The sequence below is a fragment of the Thauera sp. WH-1 genome, assembly GCF_047806685.1.
GTDB lineage: Bacteria > Pseudomonadota > Gammaproteobacteria > Burkholderiales > Rhodocyclaceae > Thauera.
In genome coordinates this window covers 53,786-71,784 of the sequence record NZ_JBLQGP010000001.1, presented here as the reverse complement: position 1 = coordinate 71,784, position 17,999 = coordinate 53,786, and the positions used below count along the sequence as shown (strand labels likewise).

Genomic DNA, 17,999 nt, shown 5'->3' with positions numbered 1-17,999 from the left:
TGCAGCATCGTCAATCGGCCCCGCTTCGGCGGGGCCGATTGCGTTCACGGCGGCGGTCGACGCCAGGTGCGCGCCGACGACGGCGTTGCCGCGTGCGTGTGCATCGCCCTGCGCGAAGCGTGGCGAAGCGTGGGATAATCCAACAGTTCGTGGGGAAGAAAAGTCGGCGGGGAGCGTGCGCGCGTTGGTCACAGCCTCCCCGGAACGGTGCCGCGCGAGCGGCAGCATTCCCCGGGGCCGAGCAAAAGGAGAACAGCGGCTCCACTCTAGGCAGGCTCGCTTACATTTCACTTACATCCTCGACCCTATGCGTATTCTGTTGGCGGAAGACGATCCGGTGATTGCCGACGGCATCTGCCGGGCCCTGCGGCGTGGCGGCTATGCGGTGGATCACGTGGCCGATGGCGCCGAGGCCGATGCCGCGCTGGCAACCCAGTCGTATGACCTGCTCATCCTCGATCTGGGCCTGCCGCGCATGAACGGCATCGACGTGCTCAAGCGCCTGCGCGCGCGCAAGTCGGTGCAGCCGGTGCTGATCCTGACCGCGCAGGACGGCGTGGACGACCGCGTGCGCGGCCTCGATGCCGGTGCCGACGACTACCTGACCAAGCCCTTCGCGCTGCCCGAGCTCGAGGCCCGCGTGCGTGCGCTCACCCGCCGCGGCACCGGCCAGCCGCGCTGCATCGAGATCGGCCAGCTCAGCTACGATCAGGCCGACCGCGTGGTCAAGATCGGCGGCCAGCTGGTCGATCTGTCGGCGCGCGAGATCGGCTTGCTCGAGGTCTTCCTGCTACGCGTCGGGCGCCTGGTGAGCAAGGACCAGTTGGTGGACCACCTGTGCGGCTGGGGCGAGGAGGTGTCGAGCAATGCGATCGAGGTGTACGTACACCGCTTGCGCAAGAAGCTCGAGGACAGCGGCGTGCGGATCGTGACCGTGCGCGGCCTGGGGTACTGCCTGGAAAACCCCGATGCTGCCCCTGCGGCGAAAGTCTGAGAAGGCGAGTTCACCGCGCAAGGCTTCGTCGCGCAAGTCGGCGCCGCCAAACTCGCTGTTCGGCGAGATCCTCGACTGGATGCTCGCGCCCCTGCTGTTCCTGTGGCCGATCTCGATCATCGTCACCCACAACGTTGCCGACAACATCGCCAACCAGCCCTATGACCTGGCGCTGGCCGACAGCGTGCGCGCGCTGGCGCGCCTGGTGTCGGTGCAGGAGGGCGAGGTCGTGGTGCACTTTCCGGCGCCGCCGCGGGCGCTGTTCCGTGCCGACCAGGACGATGCGGTGTACTTCCAGGTCGCCGACGACAAGGGCGTCATCGTCACCGGCGACGCCGAGATCCTGCCCGCGCCGATGCCTCCGTCGCTGCTGGGCGAGGAGGTTCTGTTCCGCGACGAGCTGATCCATGGCGAGGACGTGCGGGTGGCCTACCGCTTCCTGCGCCCCGAGCCGTCGATGCCCGACCTGCTGGTGCAGGTGCAGGTGGCGGAGACGCGCAACAAGCGCACCGATCTGGCCTCGCGCGTCGTCACCGGCGTGCTGCTGCCGCAGTTCGCCATCATTCCGCTGGCGGTCATTCTGGTATGGGTGGGGTTGAGCCGTGGCATTGCGCCGCTCAACCGGCTGCAAAGCCTGATCCGCCGCCGCCGCCCCACCGACCTGTCGCCGGTCGCCCCGGCGAGCGTGCCCGAGGAGGTGCGGCCGCTGATCGTCGCCTTCAACGACATGATGACGCGTCTGGAGGAGAACCTGCAGGCGCAGCAGCGCTTCATTGCCGACGCCGCCCATCAGATGCGCACCCCGCTCACCGGCCTGAAGATGCAGACCGACCTGGCGATGCACGAGACCGATCCCGAGCAGTTGCGCGAATCGCTGGCGCGCATCGCCGAGAGCACCGACCGCGCCGCGCACCTGATCAACCAGCTGCTGTCGCTGGCGCGCGCCGAGGCGAGCTTCGAGAAGCTGTACACCGTCGAGCCGATCAGCCTCGACGCGGTGGTGCGTGAGGTGGCGCTCGAACTTTATCCGCGCGCCCAGGCCAAGCAGATCGACCTCGGCGTCGAGGCCGGTGAGACCGAGCTGATGATCGAAGGCAATCCGGTCCTGCTGCGCGAGATGGTCAAGAACCTGATCGACAACGCGGTGAAGTACACCCCGCGTGGCGGCCGCGTGACCGCCCGCACGCGCTTTGCAGGCTCGCCCATCCTGGAAGTGGAGGACACCGGCCCCGGCATCCCCGATGCAGACCGCGAGCGCGTGTTCGAGCGCTTCTACCGCGTGCTGGGCAGCGGTGTCGACGGCTCCGGCCTCGGTCTGCCGATCGTGCGTGAGATTGCCGAGCTGCATCGCGCCACGGTCACCCTCGACGCCAACCCGGCCGGCCAGGGCACGCTCGCGCGCGTGGTCTTCCCGCGCAGCAACCTGCAGCCGCCGCCGATCGTGCAGGGCGATCATTACCCGCTGGGCTGAAGCGGGTGCGCATGGCCGCTACGGGGTGGGAGGCGAAGCGGCCTGAATGCCAGTTACTTGAATTTTCTTTTGACACGCTCGGGGTTTTCACTATAATGGCGACCTCGTTGGCCAGTTAGCTCAGTTGGTAGAGCAGCGGATTGAAAATCCGCGTGTCCGTGGTTCGATTCCGCGACTGGCCACCAAAGCACACCCAGACGGGCCGACCTTGTGTCGGCCCGTTTGCTTTCGGGGCCTCGGTTCGGGTCAGAAGTGGCTGATTCTGCTCAAGTTTTGACGCTGTTTCGCGATGCTATAATGCGCCACGCCCAGAAGGACCCGTTTTCCGCATGCAACTCTTCGCCCTTGGCCTGAACCACCACACCGCGCCGCTCGCGATCCGCGAGCGCGTGGCGTTCCAGCCCGAGCGGCTGGATCAGGCCCTGCATGGCCTGGCGCATGCCGATTCGGTGCGCGAGGCGGCGATCCTGTCCACCTGTAATCGCACCGAGCTCTACTTCGCGGCCGAGCAGCCGCAGCATGCGGCCGACTGGCTGGCGCGCTTTCACCACCTGCCGCTGACCGAGGTGTCGCCCTACCTGTATTCCTACCCGCAGCGCGACGCCATCCGCCATGTCTTCCGCGTCGCCAGCGGGCTCGACTCGATGGTCATCGGCGAGCCGCAGATCCTCGGCCAGGTCAAGGACGCGGTGCGCCACGCCGAAGAGGCGGGCACGATGGGCGTGCTGCTGCACAAGCTGTTCCAGAACACCTTCGCAGTGGCCAAGGAAGTGCGCTCGACCACCGCCATCGGCGCCAACACAGTGTCGATGGCCGCGGCGGCGGTGCACCTGACGGCGCGCATCTTCGAGCGCGTCTCCGACCAGCATGTGCTGTTCATCGGCGCCGGCGAGATGATCGAGCTCTGTGCCGCGCACTTCGGTGGCGCCAGGCCCAAGTCGATGACCGTGGCCAACCGCACCGAGGAGCGCGCCCGGGCGCTCGCCAACCGCTTCGGCGCGAGCACCATGCGCATCGACCAGATCGGCGAGGCGCTGCCGCGCTTCGACGTGGTCGTGTCCTGTACGGCCGCGCCGCTGCCGATCGTGGGTCTGGGCATGGTCGAACGCGCGGTCAAGGCCCGCCGCCACCGCCCGATGGTGATGGTCGACCTCGCCGTGCCGCGCGACATCGAACCCGAGATTTCCGAGCTCGACGACATCTTCCTGTACACCGTCGACGATCTTGCCCAGGTCGTCGAGGCGGGCATGGAGTCGCGCCAGCAGGCGGTGGTCGAGGCCGAGCAGATCATCGACACGCGGGTCGACGGCTTCCTGCACTGGATGTCGGCGCGCGATGCGGTGCCGGCGATCCGTGCCCTGCGCGAGCATGCCGAAGCGCTGCGTCAGGCCGAGCTCGAACGCGCGGTGCGCCTGCTGGCCAAGGGCGAGGACCCGCAGCGCGTGCTCGACGCCTTGTCGCACGGCCTCACCAACAAGCTGATGCACGGCCCCACCCGCTTCCTCAACCAGGCTGAGGGCGAGCACAAGGCCGAGGCCGGCCGGGTGGTGCGCGAGCTCTTCAACCTGTCCCGCGACCACCACTAGGGCCCTGGCTTGCGCCCGGCCGCCCGCGCGGGCGGCGTGTGCGCATCCGCTCATCACGATGAAGCAGAGCATTCGCGACAAACTCGAACACCTCGCCAACCGGCTCGAAGAGCTCGATCGCGCGCTCGCGGCCGAGGACGCGGCGCACGACATGAATGCCTTTCGCGAGCTGTCGCGCGAGCGTGCCGAGATCGAGCCGGTGGTGGGCCTGTATCGCGACTACCGCCAGGCCGAGGCCGACTGCGCCACCGCGCGCGAGCTGATCGCCGAGCCTGAGATGCGCGAGCTGGGCGAGATGGAGCTCGCGGCGGGCGAGGCCCGCATCGGCGAGCTCGACGCCGAGCTGCAGCACGCCCTGCTGCCGCGCGACCCCAAGGACGAGCGCAACCTCTTCCTCGAGATCCGCGCCGGCACCGGCGGCGACGAGGCGGCGCTGTTCGCCGGCGACCTGCTGCGCATGTATACCCGCTACGCCGAGCGCCAGCGCTGGAAGGTCGAGATCGTGTCGGCGAGCGAGTCCGACCTTGGCGGCTACAAGGAGGTCATCGCCCGCGTGGTCGGCAATGGCGCGTACTCCAAGCTCAAGTTCGAATCCGGCGGCCACCGCGTGCAGCGCATCCCGGTCACCGAGACCCAGGGCCGCATCCACACCTCGGCCTGCACCGTGGCCGTGCTGCCCGAAGCCGACGAGGTCGAGGCGGTGGACATCAACCCCGCCGAGCTGCGCATCGACACCTTCCGCGCCTCGGGCGCCGGCGGCCAGCACATCAACAAGACCGACTCCGCGGTGCGCATCACCCACATTCCCACCGGCATCGTCGTCGAATGCCAGGACGACCGCTCGCAGCACCGCAACAAGGCGCAGGCAATGGCGGTGCTCGCCGCCCGCCTGTACGACGCCAAGGTGCGCGCGCAGCAGAGCGCCGAGGCCGCGCAGCGCAAGAGCCTGGTCGGCAGCGGCGACCGCTCGGAACGCATCCGCACCTACAACTTTCCGCAGGGGCGCGTCACCGACCATCGCATCAATCTCACGCTGTACAAGCTCGACGCTGTGATGCAGGGCGAGCTCGACGAGCTGGTCGCGGCGCTGACGCTGGAGCACCAGGCCAGCCTGCTCGCCGCCCTGGCCGACGACTGATGAAGCCGCACACGCAACCGCCCGCGGGCGAGGTCGACATCGCCGGCGCGCTCGCCTGGGCGCGCGCCCGGATCGACCAGATGGACGCCCGCGTGCTGCTGCGCCATGTGCTGCAATGCCCGGCGGCGCGCCTGGTGGCCTGGCCCGAACAGCGTCTCGACGGCGCCGACTGGGCCAGCTATCGCGCCCTTGTCGAGCGCCGCGTGGCCGGTGAGCCGGTCGCCTACCTCACCGGCAGCCGCGAGTTCTTCGGTCGCGAGTTCATGGTCACGCCCGCGGTGCTGATCCCGCGCCCCGACACCGAGCTGCTGGTCGAGCTCGCCCTGGCGCATTTCGCCGGCCAGCGCGCCGTGCGCGTGCTCGACATGGGCACGGGCAGCGGCGCGCTCGCCGTGACCCTCGCGCTCGAGCTGGAGGCGGCCGACGTGGTGGCGCTGGACCGTTCGCGCGAGGCCCTGTGGGTAGCGATGGCCAACGCCGCGCGCCTGGGGGCGAGCGTGTCCTTCGTGCAGAGCGACTGGTTCGACGCGCTGGGTGACGAGCGCTTCCAGCTCATCGTCGCCAACCCGCCCTATATTGCCGCGGCCGATCCGCACCTGGAGGAGGGCGACGTGCGCTTCGAGCCGCGCGGCGCGCTGGCCTCCGGCCCGCAGGGGCTGGACGACCTGGCCGAGATCATCACCGGTGCGCCGGCCCGCCTGGAGTCGGGCGGCTGGCTCTTTCTCGAGCACGGCTACGACCAGGCCTCGGCCGCGCGCGGCCTGCTCGCCGACGCCGGATTTGCGCAGATCGCATCCTGGAAGGACATTGCCGGCATCGAACGCGTATCGGGCGGGCGCTGGCTTGGGCGGGGCCCCGGTCGGGGCGCCTGAACGGACACTTGAAGGCGGTGCTTGACGCTGTTCGTGGGCATCCCTAGAATTCTCCGACTGTTTTACTCAACTTTTATCGGGCTTCACTATGGACATCCAGGACGTCATCCGCGAACAGGTCAGCACCAACGACGTGGTGCTCTACATGAAGGGCTCGCCGCAGTTCCCGCAGTGCGGCTTTTCCTCGACTGCGGTGCAGATTCTCAAGGCCTGTGGCGTGCGCGAGGTGCTGGCGGTCAACGTGCTCGCCGACGCCGAGATCCGCCAGGGCATCAAGGACTTCTCGAGCTGGCCCACCATCCCGCAGCTCTACATCAAGGGCGAGTTCGTCGGTGGCAGCGACATCATGCGCGAGATGTACGAGAGCGGCGAGCTGCTGCAGATGCTCAAGGATGCAGGGGTGGTTCAGGACTGATCCACCGGTACGGGCGGGTCGCATCGTCGCCCGTGCGGGCTAGCCCCCCCTTGGGTTCTCCGGAAGCAGGTTGCCTCTGTACAGGGCCTTTCGCACGAGGTGCGGCAATAGCAGGTGAAAGGGCATGCGCAAAGCGTGCCCTCGCACATAGAGTGCAAACATTGCCACGGGGCTGAGCCAGTCGGAGCATGTTTCATGGGACGGCATGAGGCCGCGCTCGAAAATCGCATCACGCAGGATGTTTCCGACAGGGCCAGGGGCGTGAGGGCCCAGGCGAGTATGAATGTGCGTCGGAATCGATAGGTCCAGCATCCGCTGCAAGTACCTCAGCGCGTAATGCAGAGGGCGACCGAGATTCAATTCAATCGCGCGGTCAGCCAGATTGGACCAGTCCCGTTCGTCCTGCACGAAGTGAGTCACCAGGTCACGAAGGTCAAAGAGGTCACGCAAGGCGTTATCGAATTCGCCATCGTGAAACAGGTGAACGGCGCTATGTAGAATCATGTCGTTGCCGCACAGCACACGAATTTCGGGGTGACCGTCGCAGGCCACGGTGGCGGCAAGGATTTTTTTTGGGTCCGGTCTCAATGGCGCAGTCTCAGGGACGAGACTGTGATGAACGTCGATGACGCTTTGGCGCGAAATGTGCCTCATCGGCGGCAGTTCATGCATCCACGTCCGATAGTAGCGCTGGTCGTACGGCGACTGATGTGCCGACGACCAACCGTGCATCATTAGCGCGGTTTCGACCGCGTCGAGTTTCGACTTTGGAACGAGAAGGTCGAAGTCGCCGAATATGCGACAGCGCCCGGGCGGAAGGTCGGCCATTTCGTAGGCTGCGCCCTTGAGAAGAACCAAGGGGGTCTGTGCCTGATCGAGTGCCTCCAACAAGTGCTCGACTTCCCAGCGCACGGCCGTCCGTTGGCGTTCGCACAGGCGGCTGATGCTTATAAGGTGTTGCCGAGGCTTGTCGGGAACGCGGTTGAGCAGTCCTTGCTCCGTGATCAGGGTTGCAAGTCGTGAGAGCAGTTGTGCTGATCGTGCCTGGCGAATCAGCGTCTCCCATTCGTTGAGCGAGAGGGATGTCGTGACCCCCGGCGCCAATAGTGCCTTGATCAGCAAACACTTGGTCGGATTCACCTTTCGCCCTCACTGACCCATTCGTTCAAGGTCGCGATGATGTCGTCCAGTGCCCCGTACTCTGCGGTGAAGCCTTCGAGACGGCTCACCAGAGCGGCCATCGTGTCGAATCCGAGACGTCCCAGTACGCTGTAGTTGAAGGCGTTCTCGACCAGCTTCATGAACACCTCGGCCTGCTTCATCGGTGTAAGGTTGGTCGCGCTGCCTGCGAGGTAGCGTGGAAAGACAACGCGCCAGGGCAGGGCGTCGATGGCGGCGCTCTGCACGCTCAGCGCGCTTGGGCGCATCAGCGCCACGGTGCCCTTTGATGTGTCCGGGATTGGCTCGGTGAGGACCGCATCCGGCGCGTATCGCTTCAAGACATCGATGGAGGCATTCTTGAGGCTCACCGGGCGACAAAGCGGGCGGATTGCGCCGCTCTCGGGAGAAATCAGGATCAGCTCGTCCGACAGCAGGCGCCAGCCGCTGCACATCAATGCCGCGCAAAGCGTGCTCTTGCCCGAGCCTGAGGGGGCAGGAAGGAGCAGTGCCCGCCCATTGCGCTCGAGCACCGCACCATGGATGGTCAGGAACTGGTGGGCATGCGTGTAGATGCACCAGTTCATTCCCCACTCCATCAGTGCAAGTGATTGCTTGCCGGGGAGTGGCTTGAACGGCATGACGCCATCCACATCGAAGATCGACTGCGGTCTGAGAAACCGTCGAATACCCGCCGGGCGGCTGATGCGAACGTGAAAGTCTGCGAAGCCCGAGCCGTCCGCCAGCGGAAACTGCTCATACAGGATCCGCAAGCCGCGTGCGATCTCGGGCAGCGGAGACGTGATCCGAAAGACGAAAGGACCTGTCGCAATCCGCAGCCCCTCGGTCTGGAGCAGTTCGGTTATACGGGTCTGTGAAAGTTCGCCAAGTAGCAAGTCAGGATTGAACGAGAATTCCAATGTCCAGCATGAGGGACAAGACTTCGGTGAAGTCTTCTGCCCTGATCGGCTGGTTGGACCTGCACTGGTCGAGCAGCTCTTGCGCCCGACGCGCTTCGCCCGACTCGAGCTGCTTCAGGATCGAGCCGGCCGGGTCCCGTATCAGATAGGTGTGCCCGCTCGGGGCGTGGTAGACAACCGCGTCGCCGCTCCAGGTGCGCCATTCGAATTCATCAAGCGCGGCGATCAGGCTGCCCTCGAAGGCGGTTTTCAAGTCCCAGGCTTTGCGGTGTTCGAGTCGTAGAGATTGTTTGCGCTATCGAGCGTGTTCTTAAGGTTCTCGAAGGCCGACTGGTTTGGCTTCGGTTTGCCCTTCCCCCGAAGTGTTACCGGCTGGTGCAATTCATTGAAAGCCTTGACGATATCCGCAGCCGCAAAGGGGTAGCCCGGTGCGCCGCCGTTGTATGGAAACTGCAGCGCATTGAGGTAGGCACCGATCAGCGGAAACGCCAGGTTTCCCGGGTTGTCACCGGTGAAGCGCTTGTTCATGACGTCCGAGAGCGTCGTGGGAGCACCGAGAGTGGTTGTCTCGTAGATGACGCTGCCGTTGAAAGCGACCTTCTCGAAAATGCTATGGAAATAAGTGCTCGCTGCGATCGGCCACCGACTCTCGTTGTTCTTCCACCAGCCGGCAGAGATGCTGCAGCCAGAAAAGTCATGCTGACCGGAGAGGTTGGCCGAAGCGAGTGCCGACGGTGTGCACATGCCTCCGTTGGCCCATGCGGGCCTACTTGAGATTGAAAGCAGCAATGGACTCGCAGCAACCCCGCCAAGCAGCTTGCGCCGGCGCGTGCTGTGTTTCGCGTCTCGCTGCGCAGCAACAACTTCGCTGGGCGCCCGAGAGACTGGATCGTGGTTCATCTCTTCACCGTCAGTGGATTTCATGCTGCTTTTTACCTTAGCACAGGCTATCGCCTAGCCCGGGAAGAACGAGGCAGACCGTGACAAATTACATAAAGCAAGATGCGTTCCATTTATCGGTGCCCCTCATTAAAACAGGCGTTTGCGAGCGGGGGCCGCGAGCGGCCTCGGTCTTGGGTCGCATTCTCGGCGCGCAGTGTAAAAAAAACCGACGCGCAAATCCATGTTGCTATCCAAAGGGGTCTTCAGTTCGGCGACAGCCTGTCGGCAGGCATCCGCTCAACCCCGCCCCAGCGTCAGCTCCTCATTCAGCTTCGTCACCAGCCGCAGCGCCTCGCCCAGATACCCGCGGCCGAACAGGTTCAGGTGGTTGAGCACGTGGTACAGGCTGTACAGCAACTTGCGCTGCTCGTAGTCCTCGTGCAGCGGCCAGGCCTTGCGGTAGGTGGCGTAGAAGTTCGACGGAAAGCCGCCAAACAGTTCGGTCATGGCCAGGTCGGATTCGCGGTCGCCGTGGTGGATCGCGGGGTCGAACAGCACCGGCGTGCCGTCGGCGAGCATGGCCGCGTTGCCGTGCCACAGGTCGCCATGCACCAGGCTCTCGCGCGGGCGGTAGTCGAGGAAGAGCGCGGGGATGCGCGGCAGCAGGCGCTCGCCCTGTTTGTGCAGCTCGCCGCCGAAGCCCTTGTCGCGTGCCAGCGCGAGCTGCGGGCGCAGGCGGTGTTCGGCAAAGAACTGCGCCCAGTTGGCATGCGGGGCGTTGTGCTGCGGGCTGCGGCCGATGAAGTTGTCGCGCGGCCAGCCGAAGGTCTCGCCGGTGCGGCGGTGCATCGCGACCAGGGCCTCGGCAAAGCGGGCGCCGTCGGTGGCGGACTGCAGCGGCTGCAGCGCGAGGTACTCGAGTACCAGGAAGGCGTGGCCGCCGGCCTGGTCCGCTGCGTCCGGCTCGCCCGCCGCGCCGAGGGCGACCACGGCGGGGGTGCGAAAGCTGTCGCTGGCGGCGATCGCGGCCAGGCCGTCGGCTTCGGCGGCGAACATCGGCGCGCAGTGTGCCGGGCCGAGCTTGACGAAGTAGCGCGTGCCGGCGGCGTCGCTCACCGTCATCGCGCTGTGGATGCAGCCGCCGCTGGCAGGCGCGGCGTGCGTGATGCGAAAGGCGTTGCCGGTGTGGGCGCGGATCGCGTCCTCGACGGCGGGCAGGGCAGGGTGCGCCGGGTGGGCGGCGGACGGGCGGGGTGTGCTCATAGGTTGGCGATGCGGGCGCTGGCCTGCGACAGGCGGGTGGCCAGCACTTCGAGGAAGGCCTGGTAGAAGTGCATGCGGCAGGTGTCGCTGGCGCGTTTCAGGGCGGCGGCGCGGATGGTGATGAGCGCGGTGTCGGTGGCCGCTTCGACCGAGGCCGAGCGCACGCCGGCCGCGGCCGAGAACACCGCGACCTCGCCAAAGCATTCGCCGGTGCTCATCACGTTGAGCAGGCGGCCGTGCTTCTTGACGCGCGCCTCGCCCTCGAGCACGAAGCAGACCGCGTCGCCGCGTTCGCCCTCCTTCATGATCACGGTGCCGGCGCGGGCGCGGCTGAAGCGCGACAGGCCGATCACCTCCCACAGCTCGGCGTCGGAGAAGCGGCGGAAGAAGTGCATCGCGCGCAGGGCCTCGAACTTCTCGGCGTCGGGCACGGTGTCGGCCGCCGGCCGGATGCTCTCGTTGCGAAACGCCAGCGCCAGGTCGTGCGAGAACGCGCTCCAGTCCTGGTAGCGGCGGTCGATGTCCTTCTCGGTGGCGCGCCGCACGATTGCGTCGAGCGCCTCGGGCACCTCGGGGCGCAGCTCGGAGGGCAGCGGCGGGGTGTCGTGGGCGATGCTGTAGAGCAGGCTGTAGTTGTTGTCGTGCTCGAAGGGCAGGTGGCCGGTCAGGAGCTGGAACATCACCACGCCCAGCGAGTAGATGTCGGTGCGGTGGTCCAGCGGCACCTCGCGCACCTGCTGCGGCGACATGTAGGCCGGCGAGCCGACGCCGGCGATCTGCGTGGTCTCGCGCGCGGTATGCAGCGCCGCGCCAAAATCGGTGAGGCGGATGTCGCTGCCGCCCGGCTCCATCAACAGGATGTTGGCGGGCTTGATGTCGCGATGGGTGATGCCCTGGTGGAAGGCGTAGTCGAGCGCGCGCGTGGCCTTGAAGATGATCTCGATGACGCGCTCGAAGGGCGCCAGCGTGTCGGGCCGGCCGATGTCGTCGAGCGTGCCGCCGGGCACGTAGTCCATCACCAGCCACGCATCCTCGTCATCGACCATGGCGTCGTGGATGCGCACGATGTGCGGGTGGCTGAGCTTGCCGGCGAAGGCGGCCTCGTTGAGGAAGAGCTGGCGCAGCAGGCGCCCGCGTTGCGGGTCGCGCACGATCTCGCGGCGCAGGCGCTTGATCGCGACCTCGGTCTGGCGGAACGGGTCCCAGGCGAGGTAGACGCTGCTCGTGGCACCCTGGCCGATCAGGCGGCGAAGCTCGTACTTGCCGATGCGTTCCTTGCCGATGCCGTCGGTCGCCGTCGGGTTCATGGTCGCTGGGCTATCGTCGCCGTGCCGGGTTCATCGGGGGCAGGCCTCCGCGTCAGCCGAGCCGGCTGCGGGCGCGCGCCACCGCGGCACGTACCTGCTCGGGGGCGGTGCCGCCCACGTGCTGGCGCGAGGCGAGCGAGCCTTCGACCGTGAGCACGCCGAATACGTCCTCGCCCACGCGCTCGGCCGCGCCCGGCACATGGGCCATGGCGATGCGCAGCTCATCCAGCGAAAACTGCGGCAGGTCGCAGCCCTTGACGTCGGCCGCGCGCACCGCCAGCGCCACCGCCTCGTGCGCATCGCGGAAGGGCAGGCCCTTCTTGACCAGGTAGTCGGCCAGATCGGTGGCGGTGGCATAGCCCTGGCTCAGCGCGCCGCGCATCGCCTCGGCCTTCACCTTGATGCCGGTGATCATGTCGGCATAGATGCGCAGGGTGTCGATCACCGTGTCGGCGGTGTCGAACAAGGGCTCCTTGTCTTCCTGGTTGTCCTTGTTGTAGGCCAGCGGCTGGCCTTTCATCAGGGTCAGCAGCGCGATCAGGCTGCCATTGACGCGGCCGGTCTTGCCGCGCACCAGCTCGGGCACGTCGGGGTTCTTCTTCTGCGGCATGATCGAACTGCCGGTGCAGAAGCGGTCGGCGAGGTCGATGAAGCCCACGCGCGGGCTCATCCACAAGATCAGCTCTTCGGACAGGCGCGACAGGTGCGTCATCAGCAGCGCGCTGGCGGCGCAGAATTCGATCGCGAAGTCGCGGTCGCTGACCGCATCGAGCGAGTTGTAGCAGACCTCGTCGAAGCCCAGCTCGGCGGCGACGAACTCGCGGTCGATCGGGTAGCTGGTGCCGGCGAGCGCCGCCGAGCCGAGCGGCAGGCGGTTGACGCGGCGGCGGCAGTCGGCAAAGCGCTCGGCGTCGCGCCGGCTCATCTCGTAATAGGCCATCAGGTGGTGGCCGAAGGTCACCGGCTGCGCCACCTGCAGGTGGGTGAAGCCGGGCATCGGCGTGTCGGCGTTGGCCTCGGCCACATCCAGCAGGTTGCGCTGGAACTCGGTGATCAGCGCCAGGATCTGGTCGATCGCGTCGCGCAGCCACAGGCGGATGTCGGTAGCGACCTGGTCGTTGCGGCTGCGGCCGGTGTGCAGGCGCTTGCCTGCGTCGCCCACCAGCGCGGTGAGGCGCTTCTCGATGTTGAGGTGCACGTCCTCGTCGTCGAGGCTCCAGGCGAACTCGCCGCGCTCGATCTCGCCGGCGATCTGCGCCATGCCGCGCTCGATGTCGGCCAGATCCTGGGCGCCGATGATGCCCTGCCTGGCCAGCATCTTCGCGTGGGCGAGCGAGCCGCGGATGTCCTGCGCGGCCATGCGCTGGTCGAAGAACACGCTGGCGGTATAGCGCTTGACGAGCTCGGAGACGGGTTCGGTAAAGCGGCCGGACCAGGCTTTGGCAGGCTGCGGGGAAGAAGAGGCGGTCATGGTGGCGGCAGGGGCGTGCAGGGGGGCTGAAGAGAGGCTGGCGACGAGCCTGAGTCAGGCTCCGCCCAAGACGCGCCAGTATAAAGGAAGGCCGCCCTCAGCGCCGCAGCCGGGCCTGAACGCGGCCGAGCTGGCGCCGGCTCACGGGCACCGGCTCGGCCAGCCCGCGCAGGTTCAGCCAGTGGTGGCCGATGGCGTCGCGCTCGATCGAGCCGATGCCCGCCTGCGCCACCAGCCAGGCGCGGTGCACCCGCACAAAACCCGCCGGCTCGAAGCGCAACTCGAGCTCCTTCAGGCTGCCGTCCACAAAGAACTGCTCGCCGCGCACGAACACCGTCACCCCCTTGTCCTCGGCGCGAAAGGCCAGGATCTCGCTGGCTGCCAGCAGGCGCTCGCGCCGCCCCGCGCTCACCGTCAGCAGCGGCTGCGGCCGGGGCTCCTGCGACAGGCGGGCCGCCCGCGTCGGCCGCCGCGCCGCCTCGATCGCCTCGCCCAGTTGCTCGGCACTCACCGGCTTCAACAGGTAGCCGTCGGCGTGGGCCGAGAAGGCCTCCAGCGCAAACTGCGGGTGGGCGGTGACAAAGATCAGCGCCGGCGGGTTGGGCTGCTCGGCCAGCCAGCGCCCCACCGACAGGCCGTCCTCGCCCTGCATCTCGATGTCCAGGATTACCAGGTGGGGCACCTGGCGTTCGAGCAGATCGCGCAGCGCGGCCGCGCTGGCGGCCTCGCCCGTCACCCGGGCCTCGGGGTGGGCGGCGAGCAGGCGGCGCAGGCGGGCGCGCGCAAGCGGTTCGTCGTCGACGATCACGATGTCGAGCATGGTTTCAACCTTGCTTGGGCAGGGGCAGGCTCAGGCGCGCCAGGTAGCGGCCCTGGCTGCGTGCGGTCTCGAGGCTGGCGTTGAGGCCAAACTGGTCGCGCAGTCGGGCACGGGTGCTGGCAAGGCCCATGCCCGCGCCGTCGCTTTGCGGGTCATCGTTGCCCGGCGGCAGGTCATTGGCAACCGTCAGCGCCAGGCGCAGCCCCTCTTCGCGCACGGTGATGCACAGCTCGCCGCCGCCGGGGCAGCGGGCAATGCCGTGGCGCACCGCGTTTTCCACCAGGGTCTGCAGGCACAGCGCCGGCACCGTCAGCGCCGGCAGCGGCTCGGCCATCTCCCAGCGGATGCGCAGGCGGGTATCCAGGCGCATCGACTCCAGCGCCAGGTAGTCGCGCACCAGCGCCAGCTCGCTGCGCAGCGGCACGCTCGCCTCGGCCCGCATCGACGCCCGCAGGATGCGCGACAAGGCCTCGATCATGCGCTCGGCGCGCGCCGCGTCGGTGGCCACCAGCTCGCTGATGCCATTGAGGCTGTTGAACAGGAAGTGCGGCTGCAGGCGCGCGGTCCACGCCTCGGCCTCGGCCGCCGACGAGCGGCTGCGCCAGTGCCACAGCCGCGACGCCTGCCAGCCCGCCAGGCTCAGCGAGCCGACGAGGATGCCGCCCACCATGGCGATGTCGAGCAGGAACTCGCCGCGCGCCACATCGATCACGCCCAGCGGCGCCATCAGCTCGAAGGCGATCCGCCCCACCGCCAGCGACCAGCCGAACAGCAACAGCAGCGCCAGCGCCGCCTTCGCCCGCGCCCGCATCTGCCACCGCCGCAGCACCCCGCACACCAGCAGAAACCACGGCAGCACGATCCACAGCGCGAAAAAACCGAACAGCCCGAAGCGTTCCCAGCGGCTGCCCGGTGCGCCGGGCGCGACCGCCAGCAGGGCGGCGACGCCGATGGCGAGGGCGATGCAGATGAGCAGGCCCTCCACGCGGCATCCGGTCATCCAGATCGACCCCTGCCGCTCATCGTACGAATCTGACCGTCCATCCATTGGGTGTTTGCCTGTGTCCACACGCCCGCGCTAACGTGAGGGCAAGGTGCCATGGTAGATCGAACCCTAATGTCAGCAAAATCCATTCTGGGCAACGGCCCACGCAGTGAGCGGCGCAGCGGCCCCAGGGGCGTGCGCGGCATCACCCTCATCGAGGCGATGGTCGTCGTGGCGATCATCGCAATTCTGGCCGGGATTGCCGCTCCATCCTTCCAGGGCATGATGGCGAACAGCCGCCTGAATACGGCTGCCAATGACGTGTTCTCGGGCCTGCATCTGGCAAAGAGCGAGGCAATCCGTCAAAACACCTCGATCCGTTTTTGCGTCAATTCCACCTCGCGCGCCTGGATGGTCGAAAACACGGCAGGGACGGACATCCGCGTGGGTCAGTTGAACGCAACGGTCGGGCTTGCATTCGGAAACCTTGATACGACCACTGTGGCTGATCATGCGTGCGTCCGTTTTCGCCCTGATGGGGTGTCTTATGGCACAGGTGGTGGGCCCATGGGCGCTGGCAGCATCACGCTCAGCCTCGCCAACGGAAGCACGAGGGTGATCAATATCAGGATGGGAGCGATCCATGCTGGCTAGTCGAGGCAATTCGCGCGCGTCGAAACGGAATCAGACCGGTTTCAGCCTGCTTGAAGTTCTGATTGCCGTGCTGGTGCTGTCGGTCGGTTTGCTGGGAATGGCCGCACTCCAGATCAATGCGATGAAGAACAATCAGAGCAGCTACCAGCGCACGCAGGCCGTCATGCTCAGCTACTTCATGCTCGATGCGATGCGCACCAATCGCGGTGACGTTGCAGACGGCAACTACGACATGGCCAAGACCTGTGCCGTGCCCGTGGCCGGCGGTTCCCTGGTGTCGGGTGATCAGCATTTCTGGATGCAGGCACTCAAGGACAATCTCGGTAATGACAATGCCACCTGTGGCGAGATTGATTGCACCGGCATGACATGCACGGTGCGAATCTACTGGCGTGATGACCGCGGCACCGGCGGCGCCGCGCAGGAAATGTTCGAGACGGCGAGCGGGCTATGAAACAGTTCTTGAGGCCGAAAGGAAAGGGCCAGGCCGGGGTCACCTTGATCGAGCTCATGATCGCCATGGTGCTCGGACTGCTCCTGATCCTGGGTTTGAGCAATGTCTATCTCGCCCAACGTCAGTCCTTCCGCGTGAACGATAACCTTGCACGCATGCAGGACAATGCGCGTATTGCTTTCGAGTTGATGGCGCGTGAATTGCGCGAGGCCGGCGGAAACCCCTGCGGTACGAGCCGGGTCGCCAATGTCGTGAACGGATCGGGCGGATCACACTGGCTCGATTGGAGTCGCGGCGGGATTCAGGGATATGAAGGTAACGTTTCAATGCCGGGAGTGGTGACGGGCAACGGCACGGGGCAACGTGTCGCGGGCACGGATGCCGTGACGATCCGTACGGCCTCGCTCAATACTGGAGTCATCATCACCGATCATAATCCGCCGACGTCGGCGCAGTTCAAGGTCAATACGGATGCGCATGGATTTGAAGTTAACGCTATTCTCATGGCCTGCGATTACAGGCAGGCTGCGATCTTTCAGATGACAGGTCCGTCGACCCCGACTAAGACGATCGTTCACAATGATGGAAATGTCCCTACTGGCCCTGGGAATTGCAGCAAAGGGCTCGGCTTCCCAACCGACTGCAGTTCGACCCTGGGTAATCTCTATGAATTCAAGAGCAACGGCTTTCTGAGCCGCCTGGCTGTGATCAACTGGTACATCGGAAACAACGCGCGCGGAGGACGCTCTTTGTTCCGCATCGAGAATGCGGGCGCGCCCCAGGAGGTTGCGGAAGGCGTCATGGATCTGCAAATGGAGTATCTGACGCGGGTCGGTACCAGCCCCGCATCAAGTTACGCCAATGCCGCGCTGATCGGTTCGTGGGCAAATGACGCCGTTTCGCCCGTGATTGCGGTGAGGATTGCAATGGATCTCGAGTCGCTTGAAGCGGTCGGGACCGATGCGACGAATCCCAATACGGTGCTCCGGCGGCAATTGATTCACGTTGTCAGCCTTCGGCATCGGGAGGCGCTGCAATGAGAAAACTCGCTTCCTCTGGGGCGCAAGGTGGAGCGGCCCTCATCGTGGCCCTGATTCTTCTCGTTATCATGACTCTGCTTGGATTGTCGAGCGTGCGAACCGTCGCGCTCGAGGAGCGGATGACGGCCAATACCCGTGACCGAAGCCTCGCCTTCCAGATCGCCGAGGCGGGTCTGCGTGCGGGGGAAAACGCAGCGCAGGCTCAGGCTGACGCCATCCCGCCAAACAGCGGCTTTGACAATTACGGCGTGTATGTGGATGCGGATGCCAGTTGCGTCGCGTCGCCGTGCCAGAACGGTTTGTGCTCCACTCCCGACAAGGATTGCCCGGCGCGCTGGCTGGACCAGAACTTCGCCGGCTGGGTGAATGCAGCGGGGCTGGGTCTGGGTGCGCTTTCGACCACGCCGCAATACATCGTCGAGCTTCTTGGGGACAACTTTCCCTGCAATATCGAAGACCCCACGACTGGGGCGCAGGACTGCAACCGTTACCGAGTCACTGCACGAAGCCATGGCGGTGGGGATCGGGCGATGGTGATTCTGCAATCGATATATGCGACAGAATGAGAG

The 17,999-nt window shown here is 66.2% G+C and carries 19 protein-coding genes and 1 tRNA gene; 11 read left to right on the top strand and 9 right to left on the bottom strand.

The genetic code is table 11. The features are described from left to right. The first annotated feature begins 307 nt into the window (after window positions 1–307). From ACMV5O_RS00335 to grxD, 7 genes are all read left to right on the top strand, one after another. Window positions 308–994: a response regulator transcription factor gene (locus tag ACMV5O_RS00335; protein WP_324540467.1), complete on the top strand. Its 687-nt coding sequence runs from the start codon at window positions 308–310 to the stop codon at window positions 992–994. Continuing rightward, window positions 969–2,465, top strand: coding sequence for a sensor histidine kinase N-terminal domain-containing protein (locus ACMV5O_RS00330; protein WP_416161598.1), 1,497 nt, complete (start codon window positions 969–971; stop codon window positions 2,463–2,465). The genes ACMV5O_RS00335 and ACMV5O_RS00330 overlap by 26 nt, the downstream gene beginning before the upstream one ends. A 109-nt stretch (window positions 2,466–2,574) precedes the next feature. Beyond that, window positions 2,575–2,650 (top strand) — tRNA-Phe (locus tag ACMV5O_RS00325). Between the two features lie 144 nt (window positions 2,651–2,794). After that, a complete protein-coding gene (gene hemA, locus ACMV5O_RS00320; protein WP_416161597.1) occupies window positions 2,795–4,051 on the top strand; it encodes a glutamyl-tRNA reductase in 1,257 nt (418 codons plus the stop codon). Between the two features lie 58 nt (window positions 4,052–4,109). Further along, window positions 4,110–5,189, top strand: coding sequence for a peptide chain release factor 1 (prfA, locus tag ACMV5O_RS00315; RefSeq protein WP_416161596.1), 1,080 nt, complete (start codon window positions 4,110–4,112; stop codon window positions 5,187–5,189). Next, the gene (gene prmC / locus ACMV5O_RS00310; RefSeq protein WP_416161595.1) at window positions 5,189–6,061 is read left to right on the top strand and encodes a peptide chain release factor N(5)-glutamine methyltransferase; all 873 of its coding nucleotides are present in this window, start codon (window positions 5,189–5,191) and stop codon (window positions 6,059–6,061) included. The genes prfA and prmC overlap by 1 nt, the downstream gene beginning before the upstream one ends. An 88-nt stretch (window positions 6,062–6,149) precedes the next feature. Beyond that, window positions 6,150–6,476, top strand: a complete 327-nt coding sequence (gene grxD / locus ACMV5O_RS00305) for a Grx4 family monothiol glutaredoxin (RefSeq protein ID WP_416161594.1) — start codon at window positions 6,150–6,152, stop codon at window positions 6,474–6,476. Between the two features lie 39 nt (window positions 6,477–6,515). Here grxD and ACMV5O_RS00300 read toward each other — a convergent pair whose 3' ends face one another. The 9 genes from ACMV5O_RS00300 to ACMV5O_RS00260 form a co-directional block, all read right to left on the bottom strand. Then, window positions 6,516–7,616: a nucleotidyltransferase family protein gene (locus tag ACMV5O_RS00300; protein ID WP_416161593.1), complete on the bottom strand. Its 1,101-nt coding sequence runs from the start codon at window positions 7,614–7,616 to the stop codon at window positions 6,516–6,518. Continuing rightward, window positions 7,613–8,554, bottom strand: a complete 942-nt coding sequence (locus ACMV5O_RS00295; RefSeq protein ID WP_416161592.1) for an HprK-related kinase A — start codon at window positions 8,552–8,554, stop codon at window positions 7,613–7,615. The genes ACMV5O_RS00300 and ACMV5O_RS00295 overlap by 4 nt, the downstream gene beginning before the upstream one ends. Continuing rightward, on the bottom strand, window positions 8,532–8,807 hold the full coding sequence (locus tag ACMV5O_RS00290) for an HPr-rel-A system PqqD family peptide chaperone (protein WP_416161591.1): 276 nt from the start codon (window positions 8,805–8,807) through the stop codon (window positions 8,532–8,534). Before ACMV5O_RS00290 ends, ACMV5O_RS00295 begins: the two co-directional genes overlap by 23 nt. Continuing rightward, complete coding sequence (locus tag ACMV5O_RS00285) at window positions 8,804–9,478, bottom strand: hypothetical protein (RefSeq protein WP_416161590.1); 675 nt, start codon at window positions 9,476–9,478, stop codon at window positions 8,804–8,806. The genes ACMV5O_RS00290 and ACMV5O_RS00285 overlap by 4 nt, the downstream gene beginning before the upstream one ends. Before the next feature lie 255 nt (window positions 9,479–9,733). Beyond that, window positions 9,734–10,699 carry a fructosamine kinase family protein gene (locus ACMV5O_RS00280; protein WP_416161589.1) on the bottom strand — a complete coding sequence of 322 codons (966 nt, stop codon included), beginning with the start codon at window positions 10,697–10,699 and terminating at the stop codon, window positions 9,734–9,736. Continuing rightward, window positions 10,696–12,006 carry a protein kinase domain-containing protein gene (locus ACMV5O_RS00275; protein WP_416161588.1) on the bottom strand — a complete coding sequence of 437 codons (1,311 nt, stop codon included), beginning with the start codon at window positions 12,004–12,006 and terminating at the stop codon, window positions 10,696–10,698. The genes ACMV5O_RS00280 and ACMV5O_RS00275 overlap by 4 nt, the downstream gene beginning before the upstream one ends. Before the next feature lie 52 nt (window positions 12,007–12,058). Next, complete coding sequence (gene argH, locus ACMV5O_RS00270) at window positions 12,059–13,477, bottom strand: argininosuccinate lyase (protein WP_416161587.1); 1,419 nt, start codon at window positions 13,475–13,477, stop codon at window positions 12,059–12,061. 97 nt (window positions 13,478–13,574) lie between these two features. Further along, window positions 13,575–14,297, bottom strand: a complete 723-nt coding sequence (locus ACMV5O_RS00265) for a LytR/AlgR family response regulator transcription factor (protein WP_416161586.1) — start codon at window positions 14,295–14,297, stop codon at window positions 13,575–13,577. A gap of 4 nt (window positions 14,298–14,301) precedes the next feature. Next, complete coding sequence (locus ACMV5O_RS00260; protein WP_416161585.1) at window positions 14,302–15,297, bottom strand: sensor histidine kinase; 996 nt, start codon at window positions 15,295–15,297, stop codon at window positions 14,302–14,304. A gap of 99 nt (window positions 15,298–15,396) precedes the next feature. On the opposite strand from ACMV5O_RS00260, the gene ACMV5O_RS00255 reads away from it, so the two are divergent. Genes ACMV5O_RS00255 through ACMV5O_RS00240 form a run of 4 tightly spaced genes read left to right on the top strand, consistent with a single transcriptional unit; the run spans window position 15,397 to window position 17,996 of the window. Then, on the top strand, window positions 15,397–15,936 hold the full coding sequence (locus ACMV5O_RS00255; RefSeq protein WP_416161584.1) for a GspH/FimT family pseudopilin: 540 nt from the start codon (window positions 15,397–15,399) through the stop codon (window positions 15,934–15,936). After that, window positions 15,926–16,390, top strand: coding sequence for a type IV pilus modification protein PilV (gene pilV / locus ACMV5O_RS00250; protein WP_416161583.1), 465 nt, complete (start codon window positions 15,926–15,928; stop codon window positions 16,388–16,390). The genes ACMV5O_RS00255 and pilV overlap by 11 nt, the downstream gene beginning before the upstream one ends. Beyond that, complete coding sequence (locus ACMV5O_RS00245; protein ID WP_416161582.1) at window positions 16,387–17,430, top strand: PilW family protein; 1,044 nt, start codon at window positions 16,387–16,389, stop codon at window positions 17,428–17,430. Before pilV ends, ACMV5O_RS00245 begins: the two co-directional genes overlap by 4 nt. Then, window positions 17,427–17,996, top strand: a complete 570-nt coding sequence (locus tag ACMV5O_RS00240; RefSeq protein ID WP_416161581.1) for a PilX N-terminal domain-containing pilus assembly protein — start codon at window positions 17,427–17,429, stop codon at window positions 17,994–17,996. Before ACMV5O_RS00245 ends, ACMV5O_RS00240 begins: the two co-directional genes overlap by 4 nt. Window positions 17,997–17,999 lie beyond the last annotated feature (3 nt).

Coding starts and splice junctions, on each gene's coding strand:
- ACMV5O_RS00335 (WP_324540467.1), top strand. CDS start 308: ATGCGTATTCTGTTGGCGGAAGACGATCCGGTGATTGCCGACGGCATC.
- ACMV5O_RS00330 (WP_416161598.1), top strand. CDS start 969: ATGCTGCCCCTGCGGCGAAAGTCTGAGAAGGCGAGTTCACCGCGCAAG.
- hemA (WP_416161597.1), top strand. CDS start 2,795: ATGCAACTCTTCGCCCTTGGCCTGAACCACCACACCGCGCCGCTCGCG.
- prfA (WP_416161596.1), top strand. CDS start 4,110: ATGAAGCAGAGCATTCGCGACAAACTCGAACACCTCGCCAACCGGCTC.
- prmC (WP_416161595.1), top strand. CDS start 5,189: ATGAAGCCGCACACGCAACCGCCCGCGGGCGAGGTCGACATCGCCGGC.
- grxD (WP_416161594.1), top strand. CDS start 6,150: ATGGACATCCAGGACGTCATCCGCGAACAGGTCAGCACCAACGACGTG.
- ACMV5O_RS00285 (WP_416161590.1), bottom strand. CDS start 9,478: ATGAAATCCACTGACGGTGAAGAGATGAACCACGATCCAGTCTCTCGG.
- ACMV5O_RS00280 (WP_416161589.1), bottom strand. CDS start 10,699: ATGAGCACACCCCGCCCGTCCGCCGCCCACCCGGCGCACCCTGCCCTG.
- ACMV5O_RS00275 (WP_416161588.1), bottom strand. CDS start 12,006: ATGAACCCGACGGCGACCGACGGCATCGGCAAGGAACGCATCGGCAAG.
- argH (WP_416161587.1), bottom strand. CDS start 13,477: ATGACCGCCTCTTCTTCCCCGCAGCCTGCCAAAGCCTGGTCCGGCCGC.
- ACMV5O_RS00265 (WP_416161586.1), bottom strand. CDS start 14,297: ATGCTCGACATCGTGATCGTCGACGACGAACCGCTTGCGCGCGCCCGC.
- ACMV5O_RS00260 (WP_416161585.1), bottom strand. CDS start 15,297: ATGACCGGATGCCGCGTGGAGGGCCTGCTCATCTGCATCGCCCTCGCC.
- ACMV5O_RS00255 (WP_416161584.1), top strand. CDS start 15,397: ATGGTAGATCGAACCCTAATGTCAGCAAAATCCATTCTGGGCAACGGC.
- pilV (WP_416161583.1), top strand. CDS start 15,926: ATGCTGGCTAGTCGAGGCAATTCGCGCGCGTCGAAACGGAATCAGACC.
- ACMV5O_RS00245 (WP_416161582.1), top strand. CDS start 16,387: ATGAAACAGTTCTTGAGGCCGAAAGGAAAGGGCCAGGCCGGGGTCACC.
- ACMV5O_RS00240 (WP_416161581.1), top strand. CDS start 17,427: ATGAGAAAACTCGCTTCCTCTGGGGCGCAAGGTGGAGCGGCCCTCATC.